Origin of the sequence: Ruegeria sp., assembly GCF_028066395.1 — a bacterium.
GTDB lineage: Bacteria > Pseudomonadota > Alphaproteobacteria > Rhodobacterales > Rhodobacteraceae > Ruegeria.
This window is the reverse complement of sequence record NZ_JALCBM010000121.1, coordinates 1-5,007: the sequence shown is the minus strand read 5'-3', so window position 1 is coordinate 5,007 and position 5,007 is coordinate 1. Positions and strand designations below refer to the sequence as shown.

The 5,007-nt window shown below is 64.3% G+C and carries 5 protein-coding genes; 4 read left to right on the top strand and 1 reads right to left on the bottom strand.

Annotated features, from left to right (window positions below):
* Positions 1–218, bottom strand: a 218-nt coding sequence (locus tag MPJ51_RS21420; protein ID WP_298391043.1) for a helix-turn-helix domain-containing protein, incomplete at its 3' end; no start/stop codon positions are given.
* Between the two features lie 101 nt (positions 219–319).
* Here MPJ51_RS21420 and MPJ51_RS21415 point away from each other — a divergent pair.
* The 4 genes from MPJ51_RS21415 to recJ all read left to right on the top strand — a co-directional run bounded on the left by MPJ51_RS21415 (position 320) and on the right by recJ (position 4,844).
* Entirely contained in the window at positions 320–568 is a 249-nt protein-coding gene (locus tag MPJ51_RS21415) for a hypothetical protein (protein WP_298391041.1), read from the top strand.
* 100 nt (positions 569–668) lie between these two features.
* Complete coding sequence (locus tag MPJ51_RS21410; RefSeq protein WP_298391039.1) at positions 669–1,955, top strand: homoserine dehydrogenase; 1,287 nt, start codon at positions 669–671, stop codon at positions 1,953–1,955.
* Positions 1,956–2,026: 71 nt separating this feature from the next.
* Positions 2,027–3,010 (top strand): class II fructose-bisphosphatase, encoded by a 984-nt coding sequence (gene glpX, locus MPJ51_RS21405; protein ID WP_298391037.1) that lies wholly within the window; start codon positions 2,027–2,029, stop codon positions 3,008–3,010.
* Positions 3,011–3,101: 91 nt separating this feature from the next.
* On the top strand, positions 3,102–4,844 hold the full coding sequence (gene recJ, locus MPJ51_RS21400) for a single-stranded-DNA-specific exonuclease RecJ (RefSeq protein ID WP_298391035.1): 1,743 nt from the start codon (positions 3,102–3,104) through the stop codon (positions 4,842–4,844).
* Positions 4,845–5,007: the final 163 nt, after the last annotated feature.

The window sequence follows — 5,007 nt, the reverse complement described above, 5'->3', positions numbered from 1 at the left end:
GCGGCCAGCAATTCCTGCATATGGTTCTGCATCAGGCGGAACAGCAGGCTTTGCTTGTCCGGCGTGTAATTGTACAACGCCCCGGCCTGCACGCCGACCTCACTGGCGATTTGTCGCATCGAAACAGCGGCGTAGCCCTGTTTGGCAAACAAGGCCAGCGCAGCCTTGCGGATGCGGGGGCCGGTGATGTCGGAATGGGAACCTTGAGTACGCGCCATAGCCCGACTGTATATGAACGGGTGTTCAGATAGAACCCCGCTTGAACCGCAACCGCAAAAGGTGCATCACGGGACCACAGCCTGTAACCCGAAGACCCGCGATGAAGCCTCTGATCCTGATACCCCTGATGCTGATCTGCGCCGCCTGCGCCGATTTCCCCGAGCTTGACGGGCGCGAAGCCCCGGATCTGCGCAAGGCCCCCTACCCCCGGCTGATCCCGTTGCAGGACACCCTTGGTCCGCCGGTTGACCCGGTGAACGAAGCCGTTGAGGTCGAAGACGATCTGTTGGCCCGCAGCGAAGCGCTGGCCCGAAAGGCGCAGGCGTTGCAGAATGCGCCGACGAACTAACGCCCGAGACGCATTGCACCCATCCCCCGAACCCGCTAAGGCAGCGCGCAAAGGATAATTTGCCCGCATGGGCAGCTTCGAGCGGAAAGGACCCCACGGAATGACACAGGCGCTGCGGCTTGGAATTGCGGGTTTGGGCACCGTGGGCGTGGGCGTGGTCAAAATCGTCCGCCGCCATGCCGATCTGCTGCAGGCCCGCACCGGGCGCGCGGTCGAAATTACCGCTGTGTCGGCGCGCGACGCCAGCAAGGACCGGGGCGTCAACCTGTCGGATTATGCGTGGGAAACCGACCCGGTTGCATTGGCCAAACGCGATGACATCGATGTGTTTGTCGAACTGATGGGTGGCGAGAACGGCCCGGCCAAAGCCTCGGTCGAGGCGGCGCTGGCCAGTGGCAAGGATGTGGTCACCGCCAACAAGGCATTGCTGGCCATTCACGGTCAGGCGCTGGCCGAACAGGCCGAGGCCGCAGGTCGCGTGATCCGGTTCGAGGCCGCCGTCGCCGGGGGCATTCCCGTGATCAAATCCCTGACCGAAGGGCTGGCAGGCAATGACATCACCCGCGTCATGGGGGTGATGAACGGCACCTGCAACTATATCCTGACCCGGATGCAATCGCAGGAGCTGGGCTATAACGCCCTGTTCGAGGAATGCGCGCAACTGGGCTATCTCGAAGCTGATCCCAATCTGGATGTGGGCGGCATTGATGCGGCGCATAAACTGGCGCTGCTGTCCTCGATTGCCTTCGGCACCAGACCGAATTTCGATGGGATCGAGATCGAGGGCATTCAGCAGATCAGTCTGGATGACATTCATCAGGCTGCCGATATGGGCTATCGCATCAAACTGCTGGGCGTGGCGCAGCGCACTGCGCGCGGGCTGGAGCAGCGGATGCAGCCTTGTCTGGTGCCCAGTGACTCGGCCCTGGGTCAATTGGAAGGCGGCACCAATATGGTGGTGATCGAAGGCGACGCGGTCGAACAGATCGTGCTGCGCGGCCCCGGCGCGGGCGAAGGCCCGACCGCCAGCGCGGTGATGGGCGATGTCTGCGATCTGGCGCGCGGCTTGCAAATCCCGACCTTTGGCCGCCCCGCGGCGTCATTGCAGGACGCGCCTGCGGCCCAGACCGGCCTGCCCGCGCCCTATTACCTGCGCCTCGGGCTGCTGGACAAACCCGGCGCGCTGGCCAAGGTGGCGGCGATTCTGGGCGATGCCGGTGTCTCGATTGACCGGATGCGCCAGTATGCGCATTCCGAAAGCACCGCGCCGGTGCTGATCGTGACCCACAAGACCACCCGCGCGACGCTGGATCACGCGCTGGACGGGCTGCGCGACACCGATGTGGTCGCCGGAGAACCCGTCGCCCTGCGGATCGAACAGGTCTGAACCCTTGCAGCCTGCCGCATCGGCAGGCTATGCCGGAACAAATGTCTTCGCTGACCAAAGGATAACCGAACATGAGCGCTGCCAAGATCGATTTCAACGACCGCCTGCTGTCTCTGGGGCTGGCAAGGGTGGCGGAACAGGCCGCGCTGGCCTCGGCCTCTCTGGTGGGCCGGGGTGATGAGAAAGCCGCCGATCAGGCTGCGGTGAACGCCATGCGCGAGCAGTTGAACCTGCTGGATATCGCCGGTGTGGTTGTCATCGGCGAAGGTGAAAGGGACGAGGCGCCGATGCTGTACATTGGCGAAGAGGTCGGCACCGGCAGTGGCCCCGGCGTGGACATCGCGCTGGACCCGCTGGAAGGCACGACGCTGACCGCCAAGGACATGCCCAACGCGCTGACCGTGATCGCCATGGGCCCGCGCGGCTCGATGCTGCATGCGCCGGATGTGTATATGGACAAGCTGGCCGTTGGTCCGGGTTTTCCCGAAGGCGTCGTCAATCTGGACATGACTCCGCGTGAACGGGTCGAAGCACTGGCCAAGGCAAAGGGATGCGAGCCCGCCGACATCACCGTCTGCATTCTGGAACGCCCGCGCCATGAGGCGATGATTGCCGAGGTACGCGAAACCGGCGCCTCGATCCGGTTGATCACCGACGGCGACGTCGCCGGGGTGATGCATTGCGCCGAAAGCGAAGTCACCGGCATCGACATGTATATGGGCCAAGGCGGCGCGCCCGAGGGCGTTCTGGCTGCTGCGGCGCTGAAATGCATGGGCGGGCAGATCTTTGGCCGGTTGCTGTTCCGCAATGATGACGAACGGGGCCGTGCCGCCAAGGCGGGCATCACCGATCTGGATCGTGTCTATGCCCGGGATGAGATGGTGACAGCGGATGTGATCTTTGCCGCGACCGGCGTGACCGGAGGCTCTCTGCTGCCGCGCATCAAGCGGGAACCGGGCTGGGTTGAGACCACGACGCTGCTGATGCGGTCGAAGACCGGCTCGGTCCGGCGGATGTCCTACCGCACGCCGATGTGGTCACATAACGACGCATAGCGGCTTGCGCCGCTGCCTTCGGCGAGAGTATTTGTGAAAAGATGAAGAGGCCGGGTCCGCAAGGGCGCGGCCTTCGCGCATGAGGTGAAACGTGAGCTTTCTGGGTGTGGAACAATCCCTGACGGGGCGGCGCTGGGTTGGGCCGGGGGCAGAGGTGGAACGCGCAGCTGAGATGATGGCGCAACAGACCGACCTGCCCCGCGCCGTGTGTCAGGTTCTGGCCCGGCGCGGCGTACCGGTGGCCGAGGCGCGCGGGTTTCTGGAACCGAAGCTGAAGGAGTTGCTACCCGATCCGCGTGCGATGAAGGATATGGAGGTTGCCGCTGCGCGTTTCTTGCAGGCGGTGCATGGGCGGCAGCGGATTGCGGTTTTTGCTGACTATGACGTGGATGGCGGCAGCTCGGCGGCCTTGTTGCTGGTCTGGCTGCGGCAAATGGGGGTTCAGGCGACCCTCTATGTGCCAGACCGGATTGACGAGGGTTACGGCCCGAATGTGCCCGCCATGCAGGACTTGGCTGCGTCCCATGACTTGATCATCTGCGTTGATTGCGGAACGCTGAGCCATGAGCCGATTGCGGCGGCCAAGGGCGCGGATGTCATTGTTCTGGACCATCACCTTGGCGATGAGACGCTGCCCGATTGCGTCGCGGTTGTGAACCCGAACCGGCAGGATGAAAGCGGCGATCTGGGCTATCTCTGTGCGGCAGGCGTGGTGTTTCTGATGCTTGTCGAAGCCGGGCGGCAATTGCGTGAGGATGGCTCCAAAGGGCCTGATCTGATGGCTCTGCTGGATCTGGTGGCATTGGCCACCGTGGCCGATGTCGCGCCGCTGATCGAGGCCAACCGCGCGCTGGTACGACAAGGCCTGAAAGTGATGGCGCAGCGGCAACGGCCCGGGCTGGTGGCGCTGTCGGATGTGGCGCGGATGGATACCGCACCCAATAGCTATCATCTCGGGTTTCTGCTGGGACCGCGTGTAAATGCCGGAGGGCGGATCGGGCAGGCCGATCTGGGGGCGCGGCTGCTGAGCACCGATTCGCTGCACGAGGCGCAGGCCCTGTCCGAGCGGCTGGATGCGCTGAACACCGAACGCCGCGATATCGAAAACGCCGTGCGTGCGGCGGCCTTGAAACAGGCCGAGGATCGCGGGCTGGATGCGCCGCTGGTCTGGGCCGCAGCAGATGGCTGGCACCCGGGCGTGGTGGGTATCGTCGCCTCGCGGCTGAAGGACGCTGCCAATAGGCCCGCGATTGTCATCGGCTTTGACGGAGACGAAGGCAAGGGCTCGGGCCGGTCGGTGTCTGGCGTGGACCTTGGCGCCTCGATCCAGCGGCTGGCAGCCGAGGGGCTGCTGGTGCGCGGGGGCGGCCACAAGATGGCGGCCGGGCTGACCGTGATGCGCGATCAGCTGGAACCCGCCATGGCACGCCTGTCCGAGCTACTGGCCAAACAGGGCGCGGGCGACCGTGGGCCTGCCGATATGAAGCTGGACGGGGCCCTGATGCCGGGCGCTGCAACCGTCGATCTAATCGAACAGATCGAACAGGCCGGGCCTTTCGGTGCCGGAGCCCCTGCCCCGCGATACGCCCTGCCCGACCTGCAGATACGCTTTGCCAAACGCGTCGGCGAGTCGCATCTGAAGCTGTCTTTGTCCGACGGTCTGAACGGCACTCTGGACGCGATCGCCTTTGGCGCCTTTGACGGCCCGATGGGGGATCGCCTGTCCAATCACGGCGGCGCACGGTTCCATTTCGCCGGGCGGCTTGAGGTGAATTCATGGGGCGGCCGACAGTCCGTACAGCTGCGGCTGGAGGATGCGGCAGAGGCCCATTGACCGGCCCCAACCGGGACCTTCAAAAGGGCCAAAAAAGTTTCGCATCCTTGCGTTTTTCGGCTTGCGGGGCTGTGTGGTAATCCGTACAAGGCGCTCCACAAGCCAGCGTGGCCCGTTCGTCTATCGGTTAGGACGCCAGGTTTTCAACCTGGAAAGAGGGGTT

Excerpts from the sequence above, each read along its gene's own strand:
- MPJ51_RS21415 (WP_298391041.1), top strand. The coding sequence starts at position 320 with ATGAAGCCTCTGATCCTGATACCCCTGATGCTGATCTGCGCCGCCTGC.
- MPJ51_RS21410 (WP_298391039.1), top strand. The coding sequence starts at position 669 with ATGACACAGGCGCTGCGGCTTGGAATTGCGGGTTTGGGCACCGTGGGC.
- glpX (WP_298391037.1), top strand. The coding sequence starts at position 2,027 with ATGAGCGCTGCCAAGATCGATTTCAACGACCGCCTGCTGTCTCTGGGG.